Consider the following 19,799-nt stretch of genomic DNA (forward strand, 5'->3'; position numbering starts at 1 on the left):
CGGGTGACCCAACGAAGGAGAAGTCACCATGACCATGCTTTCCCGTTGGCTTGCCCCTGCAGTCCTCGCCACCGGCCTCGGCGTGGCCGGCCTGACCCCGGCGCCAGCCCAGGCGCAGCGCGCTGATGACTGGGTGCGGGTGATCGTCGACGTGGCCGACGTGATCTACCGCAGCGGCCATCCCTATTACCGCTACGGCGACTACGGCTACGACGACCGCCTGATCGTCGTCCGCGACCGCTACGGTCGGCCCACCTATTACCGCCAGGTGCCGCGCGATTACCGTGCCGGTCCGCCGTACGGCAAGGCCCACGGCTACTGGCGTAAGGGTCCGGGCAGCCGCGAGACGGTACGGTGCGACAGTCGTGGCCGCTGCACCAGCAAGTATTACGATTCGCGCTACGACCATCGTTACGACAACCGCTACTACAGCGATCGCTATGACCGTGACCGCCACGACCGCCGTGACCGCTACTGGGACGGCTATCGCTGGCGCGACCGCTGGGACGATTGAAGCACTGTGATGCAATTCACCGACGGCACCGGATCTCCGGTGCCGTCGTCGTTCTGGCGACTCGCCGCGCTTGCCAGACCCACGCCCGGTGATAGCCTTGCGGCAGGGAATCACCACGAGGGGTTGCATGAGCCGGGTCACGCCAGGGTGGGCGTTGTTGTTGCTGTTGGGGATGTCGCTGCCGGCGGCCGCGGCCAAGGGGCCGCAGGAGTGCACGCTGCGTTACACCCTTTCCGGCTGGTCCGTGCTGTACAGCACCGCCAGCGGCACCGGCAAGGTGACCTGCAATGACGGGCGCAGCCTGGCGGTGAAGATCCGTGCACGCGGAGTCGGGCTCAGTTTCGGCCGCCTTGGCACCATCGCGGGCCATGGCCGCTTCACCGGCGTGTACCGCATCCGCGACGTGCTGGGCAGCTACATGGCGATGGACGCGCATGCCGGCGTCCACCGTGCAGGTTCGGCGCACGCCATGACCAACGGCCCGGTGGGGCTGCGCATGGTCGGCAAGGGCCGCGGCTGGGACCTCGGGTTCGCGATCAGCAAGGTCACGCTGAGCCAGTAGCGGCGTTGCCGCAGTGCTCACCTCCGCCAACGGGGCTTGAACGGTGGCGCGCCGCCCGGGTGGTTCTCACCGCGCGTTCATGCCGCCGTGCACAGTATCCGTCCGTAACCGGATCGTTGCGGGGCAGCCGCGGGCGATCCACCAGGCCGGTGCGAGTCGCCGGCGATCCTTTCCAGCACGGAGGAATTCTGCTGATGCGTCCGTTCAAGCCCATGCTATTCGCGCTGGCCACCGCGGTGGCCGCATTCACCGGCAGCGCCACCGCCCAGGACTACAGCCTTGGCTGGAACCCACGCAGCGGCGATGTCTGGGTGGATACCTACCTCGATGACGTCAACCGCTACGGCAGCCGCTATCGCGATCCGTTCGTCAACGAGATGGTGCGCTACTACGGCGCGCCGCGTGACCTGGTCGTGGACCTGCTGACCACCCGCAACTGGGCGCCGGGCGACGTCTACTACGCCTGCTCCATCGCGCAGGTGCTGGGCCGTCCGTGCCGCTACGTGGCCGATTACTGGGACGAGCACCACGGCAAGGGCTGGGGCGTGGTCGCGCAGGAACTGGGCATCAAGCCCGGCTCGGCCGAATTCCATCGCCTGAAGAAGGGCTTCGTACCCACCTACGATCGCTGGGGTCGCCCGATCTCGCTGTCGGATGACCTGCGCAAAGACTATCCGGGCCGGGGCAAGGGGCCCAACGGCAGCCATGCCCCGGGTCACGGCGCCAAGGGCAAGGCGCCCGCCGCGGCCGGCAAGCCGGCGCAGGCGGGCGGTCCGGGCAAGGCACCTGGCGCCGACAACCGACCCGTCCAAGCCAAGGGGCCGCCGGCCGGCAAGGGCCCCGGCAACCAGGGTGGCCGCGATGACCATGGCCCCGGCCACGGCCCGGGTACGTCCGGCAAGGGCGGGCAGGGCAAGGGCCAAGGCGACGACAAGGGCAAAGGGAAGGGTAACGGCAACGGGTAAGCTGGTCGGGTGAACACGCCCACCAACGCCCCCCACGTCACGCACCGCGGCGGCTGTCATTGCCGCCGCGTGCGTTTTGAGGTCGATGCGCCGGCCGTGCTGCCGGTCATCGAGTGCAACTGCTCGATGTGCCGCATGACCGGCTTCCAGCACCTCATCGTGCCGGCCTCGCGCTTCCGCCTGCTGCAGGGCGCCGACGCACTCACCGATTACACTTTCAACACCGGCACCGCGCACCATCTGTTCTGCCGCCACTGCGGCATCAAGAGCTTCTACGTGCCGCGCAGCCACCCCGACGGCTTCAGCGTCAACGCGCGTTGCCTGGATGCCGACACGGTGGAAGGCATCGAAGTCACCCTGTTCGACGACAACAACCGCGCCGCCGAAACCGCAGCCATCGCGCATTTGACGCAGGAGGACGTCGGCGAGCCCGCGGCCACGGTGCCCGCGGTCCGCATCAGCGGCTTCGACCCGCGTTGGCGCGGGGACTTCGCCCGGCTCAACGTCGAATGGCTGGAGCGCTGGTTCACCGTCGAGCCGGTGGACCGCGAGGTGTTGGGCGACCCGGAGGCGCACATCCTGGCCGACGGTGGACACGTGCTGTTCGCCATTGCCCGCGATGCCGCTGGCTGCGAACGCGCCGTAGGCACCGTGGCGCTCAAGCACGAAGGCGAGGGCGTGTACGAGTTGACCAAGATGGCGGTGGCCCCCGACCAGCGCGGTACCGGCGTGGGCCGCCAATTGATGCTGGAAGCGCTGGCCACCTTCCAGCGCCTGGGCGGACGCGAACTGTTCCTGGAGTCCAGCAGCAAGCTGGGCCCGGCGCTGAAACTGTACGAGAGCGTTGGCTTCCGCCATTACCCCGCGCCGCGCCCGGGCTCGCATTACGCGCGGGCGGACGTGTACATGGTGTGGGAACCCGACGACCCGCCCGCGTCCAGCTGAGGGATGTCACAAACCGCGCCGCCGGATCGTCATACCGGAAACAGGGCCATCCCGGCCCAGTCCCGGAGACTGCAATGAACGATCCTGCCCGCCTTGCCGACCCCACCCGCCCGGTCCACCCGGACCGGCAACTGCCCGACGTGTTCCAGGCGCTGCTGGCCGTGCACAAGGCCAACGACCGCCACGGCCTCGCGCGCCCGCTGCGCCACCTGGTGCACCTGCGCGCCTCGCAGATCAACGGCTGCGCCCACTGCATCCGCATGCACGCACGCGAGGCGCGCGAAGACGGCGAGACCGACGCACGCCTTGACCACCTCGCCGGCTGGCGACACATGGACGACTACATGCCGGCAGAGCGTGCCGCACTGGCCTGGACCGAGGCCCTGACCCGCCTCGGCGGCGGCTGCGAACCGGACTTCGGGGCGTTGCGCGCGGAACTGCGGCAGCATTTCAGTGACGAGCAGATCGCCGCCCTGACCGTGGAAGTGGCCATGATCAACCAATGGAACCGGATCGCGATCTCGCGCCACTGACATGACGACAGCCCCCGATGACATTGTCGCTTTCGAACAGGCCCGCCCCGGCCTGCTCGGCCTGGCTTACCGCCTGCTGGGCTCGCGCGCCGATGCCGAGGACGCAGTGCAGGACACCTTCCTGAAGTGGCGCTCGGCCGAACGCGCAGTAATCGCATCGCCTGGCGCCTGGCTGACCACCGCCTGCACCCGGCACTGCCTGGACCTGTTGCGCAACGCGCACCACAGCCGCGTGCATTACGTGGGTACCTGGTTGCCGGAGCCGGTGCAGATCGCCGACGAGGCCGATCCGCAGAGCGGCGCCGAGTTGGCTTCGTCACTGACCACCGCGTTCCTGTTGCTGCTGGAGCGCTTGACGCCCAAGGAGCGTGCGGCGTACCTGCTGCACGAGATCTTCGACATGGACTACCCGGACATCGCACTGACGCTGGAGATGCAGGAGCCAGCCTGCCGCAAGCTGGTTTCGCGCGCCCGCGAACACGTTGAATGCGGGCGCGTGCGCCACGCCACGCCGCCCGAGCGGCAGGCACAATTGCTGTCGGCGTTCGAGCAGGCCATCCAGCACGGCCGCACCGAAGCGCTGGCGCGGCTGTTGTCGGCCGATGTGCGTCTGGCCGCTGACGGCGGCGGCAAGGTTACGGCCGCACGCGAGGTGGTGGTCGGCAACGACAAGGTGCTGAAGTTCATCACCGCCGGCCTGCATGTCTGGTGGGCCGGACTCACGCTGGAGCGCGCCGTCCTCAACGGCAACCTCGGCCTGATCCTGCGCGACGGCGATGGTCGGGTTTCGGCCAGTGCCTCGTTCGCCTACGACGAGGACGGCTGCCTGGACGGCATTTACATCATGCGCAACCCGGACAAGTTGGCGCGCATCGACCAGGCCGTTGGCCCGATTCACTGAACCACGCAACGCCTTCCCATTGCCTGCACCGGAAGCCCCGACACGCGCGGGGCCATGGGCCACCCTTTGCTTGTTCTACCAGGAGACATCCGCCATGAACCTCCCGATTCCGCAACTTCCGACCCCGGTGCTCATCAACCCCGAGGGCCTGTACGACCCGGCTCCCAACGGCTACTCCCACGTCGGGCTGGCCCCGATTGGCACCCGGCTGGTCTTCATCGCCGGCCAGGGCGGCGAGGACGCCGCAGGGGCGCTCGCCGATGGCTTTCGCGCGCAGGTGCGGCAGGCGCTGGACAACCTGCGCACCGCCGCCCGCTCCGTTGGCGGCGACCTGGGCAGCGTGGTCAAGCAGACCGTGCTGATCGTGGACCACAGCGAGGCGCGCCTGCACGTCCTGGGCGAGGAGTTCGAGCGCGCCTACGGCCCCGGCCCCAAGCCCACCTGCACGCTGATCCCGGTGCCGCGCCTGGCGCTGGATGGCATGTTGTTCGAGGTGGAGGCGGTCGTGGCCGTGAACGGGTGACAGCCGCGGCCATGCCGGCCGCGACGCAACGGCGCATACCGCCCTCACTGCACCACGAACGTCGTTGTGCCGCTGGCCGTGCTGCCGGCATGGGTCACGGTCGCGGTGAGCTGGTAGGTGCCAATCGAACTCGGGCCCGTGCCGGATACGAACGATGCACTCGCGTTGCCGGCCGCGTCGGTGGTCGCCGCGCCGTACACGTGGTTCACGCCGTTGGGCTTGAGCGCGTCGAAGTTGACCCGCACCCCCGCCAGCGGTACGCCGTTGTTGGTGACATGCGCGGTCATGGTCACGGTGCCGCCGCGCGTGTACACCGGGTTGGTGGTGCCGGCCGTCACCACCAGCGCCACCGGTGCGAGGTCGTCATTGGTGATGGTGCAGGTCGCGCTGCCACCCGATGCCAGCACCAGCCCCGAGCAGTTCGACAGGGTGGCCGCATAGCCGGACGTTTCCGGTTCGGTGACCGAATAGGTGCCCGCCGGCACGCTGAGCACGTTGCTGCCGTCGGCCTCGAACGCGATGGGCGCGCCACCGTTCACCGCAAAGCTGAAGTCGGCGGCGGCGGCCGTGCCACCGTCGTCGTTCACCACCACCTTGATGACGGTCAGCGTCGCCGGTTGCGCGTCCCTGGACACCGTGAAGGTCGCGGTGGCCTGCGCCGTCAGTCCGTTGCTGGTGGCGGTGGTGGTCAGCTGGTAGGCGCCGATCGAGCTGGAGCCGCGACCGGAGACGAAGGAGGCGCTGGCGTTGCCAGTGGCGTCCGTGGTGGCACTGGCATACACGTGGTTGACGCCGTTGGGCTTGAGCGCGTCGAAGTTGACGCGCGCGCCGGCCACGGGACTGCCGTCCAGACGCACCTGCGCGGTCAGGATCACTGTCTCGCCGGCTAGGTAGGAGGTCTTGCTGCTGCCGGTGACCAGCGCCAGCGACGGTGGCGCGGGTTCGTCCACGTCGGTGTTGGTGATGGTGCAGGTGGCGGTGCTGCCGGCGGTCAGCGCGATGTCGCTGCAGTTGGCCAGGCTGGCGGAGTACCCGGGTGTGGCTGGCTCGGTGATGGTGTACGTGCCGGGAGCCAGGGTCAGCAGGTTGCTGCCGTCGGCCTCGAACGCGATGGGCGCGCCGCCATTGACCGAGAAGCTGAAATCCGACGGCACCGCGTTGCCGCCGTTTTCGTTCAGTACCACCTTGCGCACGATCAGCGCGCCCTGCGGTCGCTGCACCTCGAAGGTCGCCGCGCCCGACGCCTGCAGCCCGCCGCTCGTGGTCGTGGCGGTGAGCTGGTAGGTGCCGATCGAACTGGGGCCGGTGCCGGACGCGAACGATGCGCTGGCATTGCCATTGGCATCGGTCGTGGCGTTGCCGTAGACGTGGTTGACGCCGTTGGGCTTGAGCGCGTCGAAGTCGACGCGCGCGCCCGGCACCGGGGCGCCGTTGAGGCGCACCTGGGCCGTCATCGTGACCGTTGTCCCGGCCAGGTACACGTCCTCGGTGGAGCCCGCGGTCAGCCGCAGGCCGGCCATGCCGGGGACGTCGTTGTTGGTGATGGTGCAGGTGGCGCTGCCGCCCGCGGCCAGCACGATGTCGGCGCAGCCCTGGTAGGCGGCGGTGTAGCCGGTCGATGCCGGCTCGGTGACCGTGTAGGTGCCCGGCGGCAGGTTGACGACGTTGCTGCCGTCGACCTCGAACGCCACCGGCGCGGCGCCGTTGATCGAGAACTGGAAATTGCCCGGCGCCAGGTTGCCGCCGTCGTCGTTCACCACCGCCTTGGTGACGGTGAGCCTCGCTGGCGTGCGCGCGGCCACGCGCAGCATGGCGGCCTCGGACGGCACGCCCTGTGCGTCGATGATGAACACCAGGTAGTAGCCCGGCGGGGTCTCGAACGGGTTGGCGGGCAGGGTGGCGAGCAACTCGCCGCTCGACGCGGCGAACGGGAGTTCGATGAAGCGCTGGTCCATGTCGAGCGAATGGGTGACGGAGCCCGACTTGACCAGGGTGACGCGGCGGATCGCGTCCGGGTCCGGCGTGCTGATCACGATCGTGTCACCGGGATCGGCACTCATCGTGGACGAGGCGATGATGGGCCGGGCCGCGGGGGTGCCATCGGCATTGAACAGGTAGGGCGGGTAATAGACCTCGGCGTTGAGGTTGAGCTCCGGGCCGGTGGCGCCGCCGCCCAACGTCAGCACGGTCGCGTCGGGCAGCAGCAACGCGGTGGAGTGGTACAGCCGCATGCGTTGCGCGGTGGCGCCTTCCGACCAGCTGTCGCTGTCCGGGTCGTAAAGTTCGCTGGTGTAACCCACGCCATTGGCCGGGTCGTTGTCGGCCACGCTGCCGCCGGACAGCAACACCCGACCGTCTGCCAGCACCGTGGCGTCGGCCCAGTGCCGGCGCTGCAGTGGCGCGGCCACCGGCTGCACGCTCGGTGTTGCCGGGCGGATGTCGATCACGTGTGCCAAGGGGCTCGCCATCGCCAGGTCGTAGCCACCGCCCACCTGCAGGATCCGACCCGGCCGGAACATCACCGAGGTTGAGCTCGCGCCCATGTTGCTGCCCGGGAAGCGTCCGACGCGGGTAATCGCGCCGCTGCCGTGGGGGTCCACACGGTACATTTCCTCGTAGCGCGTGCCGAAGATGTTGCCGTCGGGCGCGACGAAGTTGCGCGGATACAACCCGCCCAGGTACTCGGTGGGCGCTCCGGTCAGCAGCCGGAATGTGCCTGTCGCCGTGCGCACCTCCGGGAAGTCCTCACCGCCGGTGCCGCCCTGGATGTAGACCTCGCCACTGGGCAGGGTGGTCGCCGTGGCATACCAGCGCTTGCGGAACATCTTGCCCGTGCTGACCAGGCTGTTGTCGAGCGGATTGAAACGCGTGCTGTCGTCGTTGGGCTGCAGCGACGCCGCGCCTTTGTCCGGGTTGAGCACGTCGCCGCCCCACATCTCGATGGTGCCGTCGGGCAACAGCAACTGTGCGTTGCAGAAGATGTCGACCGCCGTTGCGTTGGGCAGCACGTTGTGCGACTCCGCGCCCAGCCCCAGTTGCGGGTCCCACACGTCGTAGACGTAGTACCCCGTGCGCACGCCGCTGGTGGTGGTGCCATAGCTGAGGACCCGCCCATCGGGGGTCAGGATCGCGTGGATGCCGACCAGCGGCCAGTCGGCGACCGGCGAGAACGTCCCCCGGGCGGGGTCGCCGATGGCCGGCAAGGCGGTGAGCGCGCCGGACGGGCGCACCGTCTGGAACATGGCGAGCGCCGCCGGATCGCCACCGCGGACCCGGTTGGCATTCGCGGCGGTCTGCACCGCCCCCAGGATCGCCGGGTCGCCGCTGGCGGCGGCGATGGCCAGGTCCTGGTCGCGCTCGCGCAATTCAGGCGGCGGCGGGTCCGCGTCCTGCGCCGGGTTCACGGCCGACGCGGCGACGAGCGCGGCGATGACCAGCGACATGGCGACCAGCGCGCCGCGCTGGACAGGGGAGAGGGACGGATGCTTCATCGGGGGCTGCCTCGGCGCCGCGGCCTTCAGGGTGTGGTGACACCGGTGGTGCAGGGTCCTCCCCCCTGAACGGAACAACGCCGCAAGCCGGCCGTCGCGGACACGCGCGGGGGCGCCCAACCGCCGACGCCGTACAATGGCGCCCCCATGACCGACCTGCCCGTCATCGATCCCGCGCAGTTGCGCCTGTCCGTTGCCCCGATGATGGACTGGACGGATTCGCACTGCCGCGTGTTCCACCGCCTGATCGCCCCGCACGCGCGGCTGTACAGCGAGATGGTGCACGCCAACGCGGTGATCCATGGTGACCGCGCGCGCCTGCTGGCAATGGACCCGGTGGAACACCCGGTCGCGCTGCAACTGGGCGGCAGCGAACCGGAACTGCTGGCGCAGGCCGCGCGCATCGGCGCCGAGACCGGCTTCGACGAGATCAACCTCAACTGCGGTTGCCCGTCCGACCGCGTGCAGGCCGGCCGGTTCGGTGCCTGCCTCATGCGCGAGCCGGAGCTGGTGGCCGAGTCGGTCGCGGCCATGGTCGCGGCGTGCGCGACGCTGGACCGGCACGTCCCGGTGACGGTGAAGTGTCGCCTGGGCGTGGACGACGACCACGACTACGACCGCTTCCGCGCCTTCATCGACCGTATCGCCGACGCAGGCTGCGCCATGTTCATCGTGCACGCGCGCAATGCCTGGCTGCAGGGCCTGTCGCCGAAGGAAAACCGCGAGGTGCCACCGCTGCGCTACGACTGGGCCTACCGGCTCAAGCGCGAGCGGCCCGACCTGCAGATCATCGTCAACGGCGGCATCGCCGATGCCGACGAGGCCACCGAACACCTGCAGCACACCGACGGCGCCATGCTCGGCCGCGCGGCGTACCACGACCCGTACCTGCTGCATCGGCTGGACGTGGCGTGGTTCGGCGGCGATCTGCGCAGCCGTGCCGAGCTGCTGCGGGCGCTGCGCCCCTATGTCGAGGCGCAGCTGGCCCGCGGCGTGTTCCTCAAGCACATCACCCGCCACCTGCTGGGCTTGTTCGCGGGGGAACGCGGCGGCCGTGCGTTCCGGCAGATCCTCAGCGAAGGCGCGCACAAGCCGGGCGCGGACTGGTCGCTGGTGGAGCAGGCCATCGCCGTCACCGAGTCATTCGCCCACGCCTAGCACACCCCGCCTCACCTGCAGCTCGCACCACGGCACGCACAGGACTGCCCATGCTCACCCGCGACCCCGCCGCCTTCCTCGCCTTCGCCCGCGCCACCGCGCCCGATTTCGGGCCGGCCACCGCGCGCGCGGCATTCCTGGTCGCGCCCGATGGCTTCACCCTGGCCGAGCAGTCCGCGCAGGACAACCGCTACATGGCCGCCGCCGAGGCGTTCGACGCCGCGCGGGCCTCCGCGCAGCACCGCGACCTGCACCGCGCCTTCGCCGGCGTGCTGCCCACGGTGTGCTTTGCCGGCAACCCCGACACGCCCGACGCGCTGTTCCCCAACAACGTGTTCGCCACCGGCCGCCCGGATGCCGCCACCCAGCCGCACGGTGCGCCGCGCTACGTGGTCGGCCGCATGCGCCACGAAGTGCGCCAGCGCGAGGCCAATCGCCCCGACATCCGCGGCTTCTTCGCCACCATCGGCTATGACGAGGTCGACCTCTCCACCCAGCCGCACCCGGCCGAGCTGACCGGCGCGCTGGTCATCGACCGCGCCCGCGGCCTGGGCTTCGCCGGCCTGTCCGAACGCTGCGACGCCGAAGGCGCGCGCCTGATGCACGAGGCGCTGGGCCTGCGCGCCACCCTGCTGTTCGACCTGGCCGAAGGCGAGTACCACACCAACGTGGTGCTGGCGTTGCTGGCCGGCCGCGCGGCGGTGATCTGCCCCAAGGGCTTCGCCGACCCCGCGGCGGTGGACGCCATTGCCGCCCTTTACGCCCCGCACGCGGTGCCATGCACCCCGGAGGAGCATGCGGCCTTCGTCGGCAACTGCATCGCCCTGACCCCGGACAAAGTCTGGATGAGCGCCAACGCCGGCCGCGCCCTGGCCCCGGCGCACCGCGCCCGGCTGGCGGCTGCCGGCTTCGAGGTGGGCACGGTCGAGCTGGACGCCATCGAGGCAGGCGGCGGCTCGCTGCGCTGCTGCGTGGGCGAAATATTCTGAATCTGGTGGGCGGTGGGGACTGGCGCCGGGCGCCAACGCAGGTCATCCTGAATGGAGGCCAGCGCGTGAAGGAAAAGTTCAGACCGGATTCACCGCCTCGTTCCAAGAATGGCGTCAACCCGGTCGATCCGGACCTTCGCCTCACCTGCCAACAGGTTCTGGGAGTGCCATGACCCGCCCCGCCGTCCGCCTTGCCTCGATCGCCGTGTCCTTCGCCGCCCTGGTGGGTGCGGGCGACGCCATGGCGCAGCTGCGCGGCGTGCTGCCCGAGCGTGTGCCCGTGGCGCAGGACATGGGCCGTGGCCCCGAGCGCGACGACGACCGCCGCCCGCAGCGCGACCATGACCGCCGCGGGGGCAATGCCGCGTTGGCCGAAGCAGTGCGCCGTGTGGAGCGCCGCACCGGCGGCCAGGTGCTCAGCGCCGAGCGCGTGCCGTACGATGGCCGCGACGTCAGCCGGGTCAAGGTCGTCGATTCCAGCGGTCGCGTTCGCGTGTACATGGAAGACCAACCCGGGCGTGGCCCCGACCCGCGTACACGTGGCGACGACGACTGACGCCGCACAGTAGCGCTTTGGCAGGGATCGGCACATCACGCCGGACCGCCGCAACCGACAGCCGGAAACAGGAGTTCCCATGCGCATTTTGCTGGTCGAAGACGAAGCCCCGCTCCGCGAAACCCTGGCCGCGCGCCTGAAGCGCGAAGGCTTCGCGGTGGACGCGGCCCAGGATGGCGAGGAAGGCCTGTACATGGGCCGCGAGGTGCCCTTCGACCTCGGCATCATCGACCTCGGCCTGCCCAAGATGTCGGGCATGGAGCTGATCCAGGCCTTGCGCGCCGAGGGCAAGAAGTTCCCGGTGCTGATCCTCACCGCCCGCTCCAGCTGGCAGGACAAGGTCGAAGGCCTCAAGCAGGGCGCCGACGACTACCTGGTCAAGCCGTTCCACGTCGAGGAGCTGCTGGCGCGCATCAACGCGCTGGTGCGCCGCGCGGCGGGCTGGAGCAAGCCGACGCTGGAATGTGGCCCGGTGGTGCTGGACCTGGCCGCGCAGACGGTCACCGTCAGCGGCGCCAACGTCGACCTCACCAGCTACGAGTACAAGGTGCTCGAGTACCTGATGATGCACGCCGGTGAGCTGGTCTCGAAGGCCGACCTGACCGAGCACATCTACCAGCAGGACTTCGACCGCGACTCCAACGTGCTGGAGGTCTTCATCGGCCGCCTGCGCAAGAAGCTGGACGCGGACGGCAACATGAAGCCGATCGAGACCGTGCGCGGCCGCGGCTACCGATTCGCGATTCCGCGATCGGGTGACTGACGCCGGCCCCCGGCCGCGCCGTACCATTGGCGACGGCCAAGCCGGTCGGGGATGAGGGGTTCTGGGGGTACGGATTGAGCTGGAGGCAACCGCTATCCCTGCAGGCGCGCCAGGTGCTGGTGGCCAGTCTTGGACTGGTCGCCTTTCTGGCGTTGGCCGGCTACGCACTGGATCGCGCCTTCCTCGAAACCGCCAAGGGCAACCTGCGCGAGCGCATGCGCAGCTACGCGCTGGCCTTCGCCGACAGCGACTTCGCCCGCGACGGCACCTTCATCCCGCCGTATGACCTGCCCGACCCGCGCTTCGAACGCCCGGGCAGTGGCCTGTATGCCGAAGTGGTATTTCCCAACGGCCACTGGGATTCGCCGTCCTCGATCGGCCCGCTGCTGCCCGAGGGGCGCGTGCTCAAGGCGCAGGAGGAAGTGTTCGAAGGCCCGCTGCCGATCACCGAGATCAGCGGCGCCAAAGGCGAGGCCTACCGCTACGGCCGCGGCCTGATCTGGAGCCTGGAGGGCGGCAAGACGGCCGAGTTCGCCTACACCGTGTACATCTTCGAGGACACCACCGCGCTCAGCCGCCAGGTGGAGGTGTTCCGCCAGGAGTTGTGGCGCTACCTCGGTGGCGCCGGGATCATCCTGCTGCTGTTGCAGACGGTGATCCTGCGCTGGAGCCTGCTGCCGCTGCGCCGCGTGATCCACGAGCTCAAGCGCGTGCAGCGCGGTGCCGCCTCGCGCATGAGCGAGCGCCATCCGCGCGAACTGGAACCGCTGGCCGAGAGCATCAACGCCTTCATCGAGAGCGAGCGCGAGAACCTCGACCGCCAGCGCAACACGCTGGCCGACCTTGCCCACAGCCTGAAGACGCCGCTGGCCGTGCTGCGCGCGCGCGTGGACAGCGATGCCAGCGAGGCCGAATTGCGCGAGGAAGTGATCACCCAGGTCGGGCGGATGAGCGACCTGGTGTCGTACCAGCTGTCGCGCGCGGCGCGCTCGGGCCACGCGTTGTTCGCCGCGCCCATCGCCATCGAGCCGCATGCCGAACAGATCGTGCGCGGGCTGGAAAAGGTGTACACGGCCAAGGGCGTGCTGTGCGAGTTCGACCTGGCCGACGGCGTGCAGTTCTACGGCGAGCCGGGCGACCTGCAGGAGCTGCTGGGCAACCTGCTGGAGAACGCGTTCAAGTGGGCGCGCTCGCGCGTGCTGCTGACCGTGCACGTCGGCGAGACTGCGGCCGGTCGACGCCCGGGCCTGGTGATTGCGGTGGACGACGATGGTCCGGGCATCCCGGAAGACAAGGTGGCACTGGTGCTGCAGCGCGGCGTGCGCGGTGACGAGCGCGTGCAGGGGCATGGCATCGGCCTGTCGATCGTGCAGGACCTGGTGAAGGGCTATCGCGGCACGTTGGACGTGCGCCGGTCCGAGGAGTTGGGCGGGGCGCGGTTCGAGGTGGTGTTGCCGCCGGGGTTGTAGGTAAACGTTGTCGGACGGAGCGTGGCGGCATGCGTGCTGCTACAGCGCTCCGTCGCGGCATCCTGCCGCGAGTCGCGCCGCGGGCCATCCATGGCCCGCTTTTCCGCAGCACGCATGCCACCACGCTCCTTTACATGCGTGGCTAGCCGGGTGAGGGGAGAGCAGCAGCAATTGCGGAGCCCGTGCGTGCGCTGGCGGCAAAATTCCCTGTAGGTGCCCAAGGCACCTGTCGCCTTCGCAGCAGGCTGCTCAAGCGAATGGCGGATGGCCGTAGAAGCGGGTCATATGTTCCGCCACCGCGGGCATCGCGGTGCGCAGCGTGGCCGGGTCGCTGAAGTGGTATTCGGTCAGCACCGCGAAGAACTCGTCGGGCGCTTCGGCGGCATACGGATCGATCGCGGTTTCGCGGCCGGCGTCCACTTCGACGCAGAAGGCGTCGTAGGCGGACTGGAAATCGCGGGCCCATTCGCGCTGCCATTCGCGGGGCAGGGCAGGCGTGCCGTCGAGCACGCCATCGAGAACGTCGAGCTTGTGCGCGATCTCGTGCACGGCCACGCAGTAGCCGGCGCGCGGGTCTTCGCAGTCGGCCAGGATGTCGGCCCACGACAGGATCACCGGGCCGGCGTCCCAGGCTTCGCCGATCAGTTCGTCGTCCCATTCGTGCATCACCCCGGCGGCATCGACATGGCTGCGATTCACGCGGAAGGCGTCGGGGTACACGATCAGCTGCGACCAGCCATGCAGGCCCTCCGCGCCGAATTCCAGCAGCGGCAGGCAGCACAGCGCCGCGAGCATGCAGCGCTGGCGTTCGTCCAGCGTCAGGCCATCGACCGGGGTGATGGTCTTTTCGTGCAGGAAGCGCGCTGCCAGCGTGGCAAGTGAGGCCTGACGGGCGACGGGCAGGGCGTGCACCCACGGCAGGGCGTCGGCAGTGGCCTGCCACAGGTCGTCGGGGATGGGCGCGGGGCCGCCGCGGAGGCGGCGCAGGAAACCGATCACGAGGCTAAGGGGTTGCGAATGCCGGAACCGCCGGTTGCTCCGTCAGCGGAACATGCCCGGCAGGAAACTGTGCCAACGCGGCGACTGCATCCGCGTGGGGGCATCGCCGTGCACGCTGGGGCGCGGCTTGGCCGGCTTGGTCGTCGACGGGTAGCGCTGTGCCTCGGTCTGGGGCGTGCGCTCGTCGTCCTGGCTGCTGCAGGCGCCGTTGGCATCCGCATGCTTGACGTCGCGCGCGGCGACCGTTGCGCTGGCCAGGACAAGCAGCATTAGCAAGCTGGTACGGAGCATGCGGTCGGCCTCGGCCGGCGGGAGGAGGGGGTAGCCGGCCGACTATAGCGTGAAATCCGCCGGGGCGTCGGTGCGCCTGCAATTGCTGCGGCGCGACATGGTTCAGGCGCGCGCCTGCCGCACACTTCGCACCATGCCCGCACCATCCTTGGCCGTACGGCCGTCCGAAACCGAACTCCTCACCGCCCCCGCATTGCGCCGCGCCCTGATTGCCGGGGCCCGCCGGGTCATTGCCGACCGCGACCAGCTCAACCGCATCAACGTGTTCCCGGTGGCCGACGGCGACACCGGCAACAACCTGGCGCAGACGCTGGGCAGCCTGCTGAATGGCGCGCTGCGCCGCCGCAGCCGCCACGTGGGCGAATTGCTGCAGCGCATCGGCAACGATGCCATCGACGGTGCGCGCGGCAACTCCGGGGCGATCCTCGCGCAGTTCTTCTTCGGCGCGGCCGAGCAGGCACGAGGGTGGGCGGCGATGGACGCGGTGGGGTTGGCGGCAGCGGCCCGGCGCGGTGCTGACAGCGCCCGCGCGGCGCTCGCGCATCCGGTGGAAGGCACCATCCTCAGCGTGATCGGCGCCTTCGCCGAAGCGCTGGAAGAGGCGGTACGCCGAGACGCGCAGCTGGCTCCTCGCGGTGGCTTCGCGGCCGCATTGGCTCGCGCACGGCAGGCCCTGGCCGACACGCCTCGGCAGATGGCGGCACTGCAGAAGGCCGGCGTGGTGGATGCCGGCGCCAAGGGCTTTGTCGACCTGCTCGAAGGCATGTCCGATTACCTGGAAGGCGGCCCACGCGCCGCGCGCGCGCTGACCGAGGCCGCGCACGAGGAAGCGCACGCCGGCTGCGGCGACGCGCATCCCGCGCACGATGCGGTGGACCCGGCGCGCCGCTGGTGCGGCGAGTGCCTGGTGCTCGGCACGGTCATCGACCGCGACGCCCTGCGCGGTGCACTGGAAGCCATCGGTGCCGATTCGCTGGTGCTGGCCGGCGGCGCGGCGCGCATGCGGGTGCATGCGCACGTGGGGCGTCCGCAGGCGCTTTTCGACGCCTGCGCGGCCTTCGGCCAGGTCGAGGCGATGAAGGCCGACGACATGCTGCGGCAGCAGCACAGCAGCGACACGGCCCGACGGGTGGCGGTGATCACCGACAGCGCGGCGGATCTGCCCGAAGCGCTGGCCGAGCGCTACGACATCCACCTGGTACCGGTACGGGTCAGCGTCGACGGCCGCGACTACCTCGACAAGGTCGGGCTGGCCACCGCCGATTTCTACCGGCGCATGGCCGTAGCGCGTGATGTGCCGCGCACCAGCCAGCCACCGCCGGGCGACTTCCGGCGACCGTTCGAGTTCCTGTTGGCCCATCACGAAGCGGTGCTGTACGTGGGGCTGTCTCGTGCAGTCTCCGGCACGCTGCAGTCGGCCGAGCAGGCGGCCACGCGTGTCGGCGAAGGCCGCGTGCACGTGTTGGACAGCGTCAACGCCGCTGGCGGGCAAGGCCTGCTGGCCTGGCGCGCGGCGGAACTGGCCGCGGCGGGCGGTGCGGTGGCCGACATCGTCGCCGAGCTGGAGCGCCTGCGTCCGCAGACCCTGACTTGGGCGATGGCGCGCGACATCCGCCACGCGGTGCGGGGCGGCCGCATCCCGACGTGGGCCGAACCCGTGGTGCGCCTCACCGGCTTGACCCCCGTGGCGCGCTTCCGCGACGACGGCCGCTTGAAGGTGGCCGGGGGACTGCTGGCCCGCCAAGGCGCGCCGGAGGCCTTCGCGCGGTACGTGGCCCGGCGTCTGCCGGCAGGAACCCGCTGGCGTGCCATCGTCGGACACTGCGACGCGGCCGACGATGGTGCGCGCCTGCTGCAGGCCCTGCGCGAACGCGCCGACGTGGTCGAGGCGCATCTGGTGGAAACCGGACCGGCGATTGGCGCGCATGCCGGCCGCGGGGCGCTGGTGGTGTCGGTGCAGCCGGCGCCCTGACCGGATTCCGCGGCGCGCTCCCGCATAATCCACCCATGTCCTTCGCCGATTTGTTTCCCTCGCCCGCCACGTCCGCGCTGGTCGTGCTCGCGGCCTACCTGCTGGGTTCGTTGTCCGGCAGCCTGCTGCTGGGTCGGCTGCGCGGCGTCGACATCCGCACGCAGGGCAGCGGCAATGCCGGTGGCACCAATGCCTTCCGCACCCAGGGCGCGAAGTTCGCGCTGGGCGTGGTGCTGGTGGACATTGGCAAGGGCGCGTTGGCGGCGTGGCTGGGTATCCGTTTCGCGCCGGTGGCGGTGCCGTTGGCCGTGCCGACCCACGGCTACCTGGCAGCGTTCGCCGCTGTGCTGGGCCATGTGTGGCCGGCGTGGCACGGGTTCCGCGGCGGCAAGGGCGCGGCCACGCTGGTGGGTGCTTTGCTCGTGTTGTGGCCGTGGGCGTTGGCCGCCATCGTGCCGAGCTGGCTGCTGGTTGTGGTCCTCACCGGCTACGTCGGCCTCGCCACCGTGTTGGCGGTGCTGGTGCTGCCGCTGCTGGCCTGGTGGGGCGGGGCGGAAGCGCCGCGCCTGGCGTTCGCCGTCGCAGCCGCCGCGCTGCTCGTGTTCACCCACCGCGCCAACCTGCAGCGGCTGGCGGCGGGTACCGAGTTGCGGTTCGCGCAGGCGAGGCTGCTGCACCGCCTGCGCCGGGGCGGCTGATGGACGACCGCGTGCTGCTGGAGCAACTCATCGCCGGCCCCGCGACGGGCGATGCGCTGGCGCGCCACGCCGGGTTGACCCGCGCGGCGGTGTGGAAGCGGATCGAGGCGCTGCGCGAGGCGGGCGTCCCGATCGAGGCCAAGCCCGGGCGCGGTTACGTGTTGGCCGCGCCGATGCAGTTGCTCGCCGCCGACGCCATCGAAGCGGATCTGTCGCCGGCCACGCGGGCACGCCTGGCCGCGCTGGAAGTGGCGTGGTCGGTGGACTCGACCAACACCCGGTTGCTGGCCCGCGACGTGCCCGACGACGGCCTCGCCTTGGCCCTGCTGGCCGAGCGCCAGACCGGCGGCCGTGGCCGGCGCGGGCGGATGTGGACCTCGCCGCTGGGGGCCCATGTCTACCTGTCACTGGCGCGCGGTTTTGCCGGCGGGCTGGGGCGGCTGGGCGGACTGAGCCTGGTCGCCGGCATCGCCACCGTCGAGGCGCTGCACGCGATGGGCGCCAAAGCGGTGCGGTTGAAGTGGCCGAACGACCTGGTCGTCGTTGCGGACGACGGGCTGCGCAAGCTGGGAGGACTGCTGGTGGAGGGTGGCGGCGAGCATGCCGGGCCTGCGCGTGCCGTGCTTGGCCTCGGCATCAACGTGCGCATGCCCGCCGCGCAGGCCGTGTTGATCGACCAGCCATGGTGCGACCTCGCCACGTTGTTGGGCGCCGTCGATCGCAATGCCGTGGCCGCCACCGTCCTGGACCGCCTGGTGCCCGCGCTTGACCAGTTCGATGCCGAAGGGCTGGCGCCGTTCCTGCCGCGCTATGCGGCACTCGATGTGCTGGCCGGGCAACCGGTGACCTTGATCGCCCCCGGCGGCACCCGGGAGGCCATCGCCCTCGGCCTGGCCGATGACGGCGCGTTGCGCGTGCGCCTGTCCGATGGGCTTGAGACGCGCGTGCATTCGGGTGAAGTGAGCGTGCGCCGCGTGGTGGCGCCATGAGGATGCGAGCATGAGCGTGTGGCTGTTCGACCTCGGCAATACCCGGCTCAAATGCGCCCCGTTGCAGGCCGACGGGCGTCCCGGGCCGGTGCTGGCGGTGCCCCATGCCGATGCGGACTTCGAGGCGCGATTGGCCCAGGCGTTGCCGTCACAGTTCGACGTGGCCCACCTGGCCAGCGTGGCGCCGCCCGCACTGACCGTGCGCGTGCTGCAGGTGCTGGGCCGGCACTGCACGCGGACCACGTTGGCGCGCACCCAGCACGCGCTTGCCGGCGTGCGCATCGCCTACGCCGAGCCGCGGCGACTGGGCGTGGACCGCTTCCTCGGCTTGCTGGCCATGCACGCCGAAGGCGAAGGCGCGGCCTTGCTGGTGGGTGTGGGCACGGCCATCACCATCGACCTGCTCGACGCCACGGGCACGCACCACGGCGGTCGCATCGCGCCCTCGCCCACGCTCATGCGCGAGGCCTTGCACGGCCGCGCTCCGCACCTGCCGTTGCAGGGCGGCCACTACACCGCGTTCGCCTGCGATACCGACGATGCGTTGGCCTCGGGCTGCGAAGGCGCGGCCATCGCGCTGGTGGAGCAGAGCCTGCGCGATGCCACGACACTTGTGGGTCACACACCGCAGTTGCGCGTGCATGGCGGCGGCGCGGCGGCGCTGTTGCCGCACTGGCCGCAGGCGCGGCCAGCGCCCGACCTGGTGCTGCGTGGACTGGCGGTGTGGGCGCGGAGCGAGACGGCCGTCGACGCCTGACGTACCCCCGCCGCATACAATCGCCGCATGTTGATCCGTGCCCTCATCGTCCTCCTGCTGGTGCTGAACCTGGGCGTCGCGGCGTGGTGGTTCTGGTCCCCGCCAACGTCGCCGGAGCGCGCGGTGGACCTGCCACCCAACGTTGCGCGTCTGCAACTGGTGCGCGAACGCGACGCCGACGTGACGACTAGGCCTGCGGCGCCGCGCGCGGTGACCGCCGGTGCGGTGGCTGCCACGCCCGTGCCGTCGGCAACGGCCGCCCCGGCGGCAGTTGCGCCGGCCGGCGACGCTCCCGTTGGCACTCCTGAGCGCACATCCCCCGTGACGGTTGCCAATACACCGGCGCCGTCGGGCGATACGCCGCGCTGTTACAGCTATGGCCCCTTCGACAGCGAAGACACCCTCGTCGCGGCCCAGGCCACGCTCAAGCCGCTGACCGAGGCGCTCGTCGTGCGCCGGATCCCGCTCCGTTCAGGCCGCGGCTGGCGCGTATACCTGCCGCCGTTGGCCAATGCTGAGGAAGCCACCGCCGCGGCGGGGCGGATCTTGGCCGCCGGATTTCGCGACTACTTCATCGTGCGCGAGGGCGCGGAGGCCAACTCGGTGGCCCTTGGCCGCTTCGGCAGCGAGGCCGCCGCGCGCCGCCATGCCGAGGCGCTCAACGCCGCCGGCTTTGCCGTGCGCGCCGAGCAACTGGGGGCCGGCACCGGCTCGGCGTGGGTCG

General features: G+C 70.5%; 20 protein-coding genes. 17 read left to right on the forward strand and 3 right to left on the reverse strand.

The window, feature by feature from the left end; all coding sequences use genetic code 11:
• Positions 1 to 28: 28 nt before the first annotated feature.
• The 7 genes from N800_RS11930 (at position 29) to N800_RS11965 (ending at position 4,943) form a co-directional block, all read left to right on the forward strand.
• Positions 29 to 514, forward strand: a complete 486-nt coding sequence (locus N800_RS11930) for a hypothetical protein (RefSeq protein WP_036138843.1) — start codon at positions 29 to 31, stop codon at positions 512 to 514.
• 127 nt (positions 515 to 641) lie between these two features.
• Entirely contained in the window at positions 642 to 1,076 is a 435-nt protein-coding gene (locus N800_RS11935; RefSeq protein WP_036138846.1) for a hypothetical protein, read from the forward strand.
• Between the two features lie 194 nt (positions 1,077 to 1,270).
• A complete protein-coding gene (locus N800_RS15420) occupies positions 1,271 to 2,041 on the forward strand; it encodes a hypothetical protein (protein WP_052108202.1) in 771 nt (256 codons plus the stop codon).
• Between the two features lie 9 nt (positions 2,042 to 2,050).
• Entirely contained in the window at positions 2,051 to 2,986 is a 936-nt protein-coding gene (locus N800_RS16120; RefSeq protein ID WP_198032540.1) for a GNAT family N-acetyltransferase, read from the forward strand.
• A 74-nt stretch (positions 2,987 to 3,060) separates the two neighbouring features.
• Positions 3,061 to 3,519 carry a carboxymuconolactone decarboxylase family protein gene (locus N800_RS11955; RefSeq protein ID WP_036138848.1) on the forward strand — a complete coding sequence of 153 codons (459 nt, stop codon included), beginning with the start codon at positions 3,061 to 3,063 and terminating at the stop codon, positions 3,517 to 3,519.
• A gap of 1 nt (position 3,520) precedes the next feature.
• Complete coding sequence (sigJ, locus tag N800_RS11960) at positions 3,521 to 4,420, forward strand: RNA polymerase sigma factor SigJ (RefSeq protein WP_036138850.1); 900 nt, start codon at positions 3,521 to 3,523, stop codon at positions 4,418 to 4,420.
• Positions 4,421 to 4,514: 94 nt separating this feature from the next.
• Positions 4,515 to 4,943, forward strand: coding sequence for a RidA family protein (locus N800_RS11965; protein ID WP_052108203.1), 429 nt, complete (start codon positions 4,515 to 4,517; stop codon positions 4,941 to 4,943).
• A gap of 44 nt (positions 4,944 to 4,987) precedes the next feature.
• Here the strand turns inward: N800_RS11965 and N800_RS15425 are convergent, their stop codons facing one another.
• Complete coding sequence (locus N800_RS15425; protein ID WP_052108204.1) at positions 4,988 to 8,434, reverse strand: galactose oxidase-like domain-containing protein; 3,447 nt, start codon at positions 8,432 to 8,434, stop codon at positions 4,988 to 4,990.
• Positions 8,435 to 8,581: 147 nt separating this feature from the next.
• Here N800_RS15425 and dusA point away from each other — a divergent pair, with 147 nt between their 5' ends.
• From dusA to N800_RS11995, 5 genes are all read left to right on the forward strand, one after another.
• On the forward strand, positions 8,582 to 9,592 hold the full coding sequence (gene dusA / locus N800_RS11975) for a tRNA dihydrouridine(20/20a) synthase DusA (protein WP_036138852.1): 1,011 nt from the start codon (positions 8,582 to 8,584) through the stop codon (positions 9,590 to 9,592).
• 50 nt (positions 9,593 to 9,642) lie between these two features.
• Complete coding sequence (locus tag N800_RS11980; protein WP_036138856.1) at positions 9,643 to 10,581, forward strand: arginine deiminase-related protein; 939 nt, start codon at positions 9,643 to 9,645, stop codon at positions 10,579 to 10,581.
• A gap of 169 nt (positions 10,582 to 10,750) precedes the next feature.
• The gene (locus tag N800_RS11985) at positions 10,751 to 11,137 is read left to right on the forward strand and encodes a PepSY domain-containing protein (RefSeq protein ID WP_036138858.1); all 387 of its coding nucleotides are present in this window, start codon (positions 10,751 to 10,753) and stop codon (positions 11,135 to 11,137) included.
• Between the two features lie 79 nt (positions 11,138 to 11,216).
• A complete protein-coding gene (locus tag N800_RS11990) occupies positions 11,217 to 11,900 on the forward strand; it encodes a response regulator transcription factor (RefSeq protein WP_036138860.1) in 684 nt (227 codons plus the stop codon).
• A 74-nt stretch (positions 11,901 to 11,974) separates the two neighbouring features.
• Positions 11,975 to 13,369 (forward strand): ATP-binding protein, encoded by a 1,395-nt coding sequence (locus tag N800_RS11995; RefSeq protein WP_036138863.1) that lies wholly within the window; start codon positions 11,975 to 11,977, stop codon positions 13,367 to 13,369.
• A 249-nt stretch (positions 13,370 to 13,618) separates the two neighbouring features.
• Here the strand turns inward: N800_RS11995 and N800_RS12000 are convergent, their stop codons facing one another.
• On the reverse strand, positions 13,619 to 14,368 hold the full coding sequence (locus N800_RS12000) for a M90 family metallopeptidase (RefSeq protein WP_036138866.1): 750 nt from the start codon (positions 14,366 to 14,368) through the stop codon (positions 13,619 to 13,621).
• Positions 14,369 to 14,410: 42 nt separating this feature from the next.
• Positions 14,411 to 14,659 carry a hypothetical protein gene (locus N800_RS12005; protein WP_156962985.1) on the reverse strand — a complete coding sequence of 83 codons (249 nt, stop codon included), beginning with the start codon at positions 14,657 to 14,659 and terminating at the stop codon, positions 14,411 to 14,413.
• Positions 14,660 to 14,792: 133 nt separating this feature from the next.
• On the opposite strand from N800_RS12005, the gene N800_RS12010 reads away from it, so the two are divergent.
• The 5 genes from N800_RS12010 to N800_RS12030 form a co-directional block, all read left to right on the forward strand.
• A complete protein-coding gene (locus tag N800_RS12010; RefSeq protein ID WP_198032541.1) occupies positions 14,793 to 16,631 on the forward strand; it encodes a DegV family protein in 1,839 nt (612 codons plus the stop codon).
• A 35-nt stretch (positions 16,632 to 16,666) separates the two neighbouring features.
• Positions 16,667 to 17,329 (forward strand): glycerol-3-phosphate 1-O-acyltransferase PlsY, encoded by a 663-nt coding sequence (gene plsY, locus N800_RS12015; RefSeq protein WP_036138873.1) that lies wholly within the window; start codon positions 16,667 to 16,669, stop codon positions 17,327 to 17,329.
• On the forward strand, positions 17,329 to 18,318 hold the full coding sequence (birA, locus tag N800_RS12020; protein WP_036138875.1) for a bifunctional biotin--[acetyl-CoA-carboxylase] ligase/biotin operon repressor BirA: 990 nt from the start codon (positions 17,329 to 17,331) through the stop codon (positions 18,316 to 18,318). The genes plsY and birA overlap by 1 nt, the downstream gene beginning before the upstream one ends.
• Before the next feature lie 10 nt (positions 18,319 to 18,328).
• Complete coding sequence (locus tag N800_RS12025; protein ID WP_036138878.1) at positions 18,329 to 19,075, forward strand: type III pantothenate kinase; 747 nt, start codon at positions 18,329 to 18,331, stop codon at positions 19,073 to 19,075.
• 27 nt (positions 19,076 to 19,102) lie between these two features.
• Positions 19,103 to 19,799 (forward strand): SPOR domain-containing protein (locus N800_RS12030; RefSeq protein ID WP_036138880.1); only part of this gene is annotated, 697 nt, incomplete at its 3' end.

Source organism: Lysobacter daejeonensis GH1-9 (assembly GCF_000768355.1).
GTDB classification, from domain to species: Bacteria; Pseudomonadota; Gammaproteobacteria; order Xanthomonadales; family Xanthomonadaceae; genus Aerolutibacter; species Aerolutibacter daejeonensis.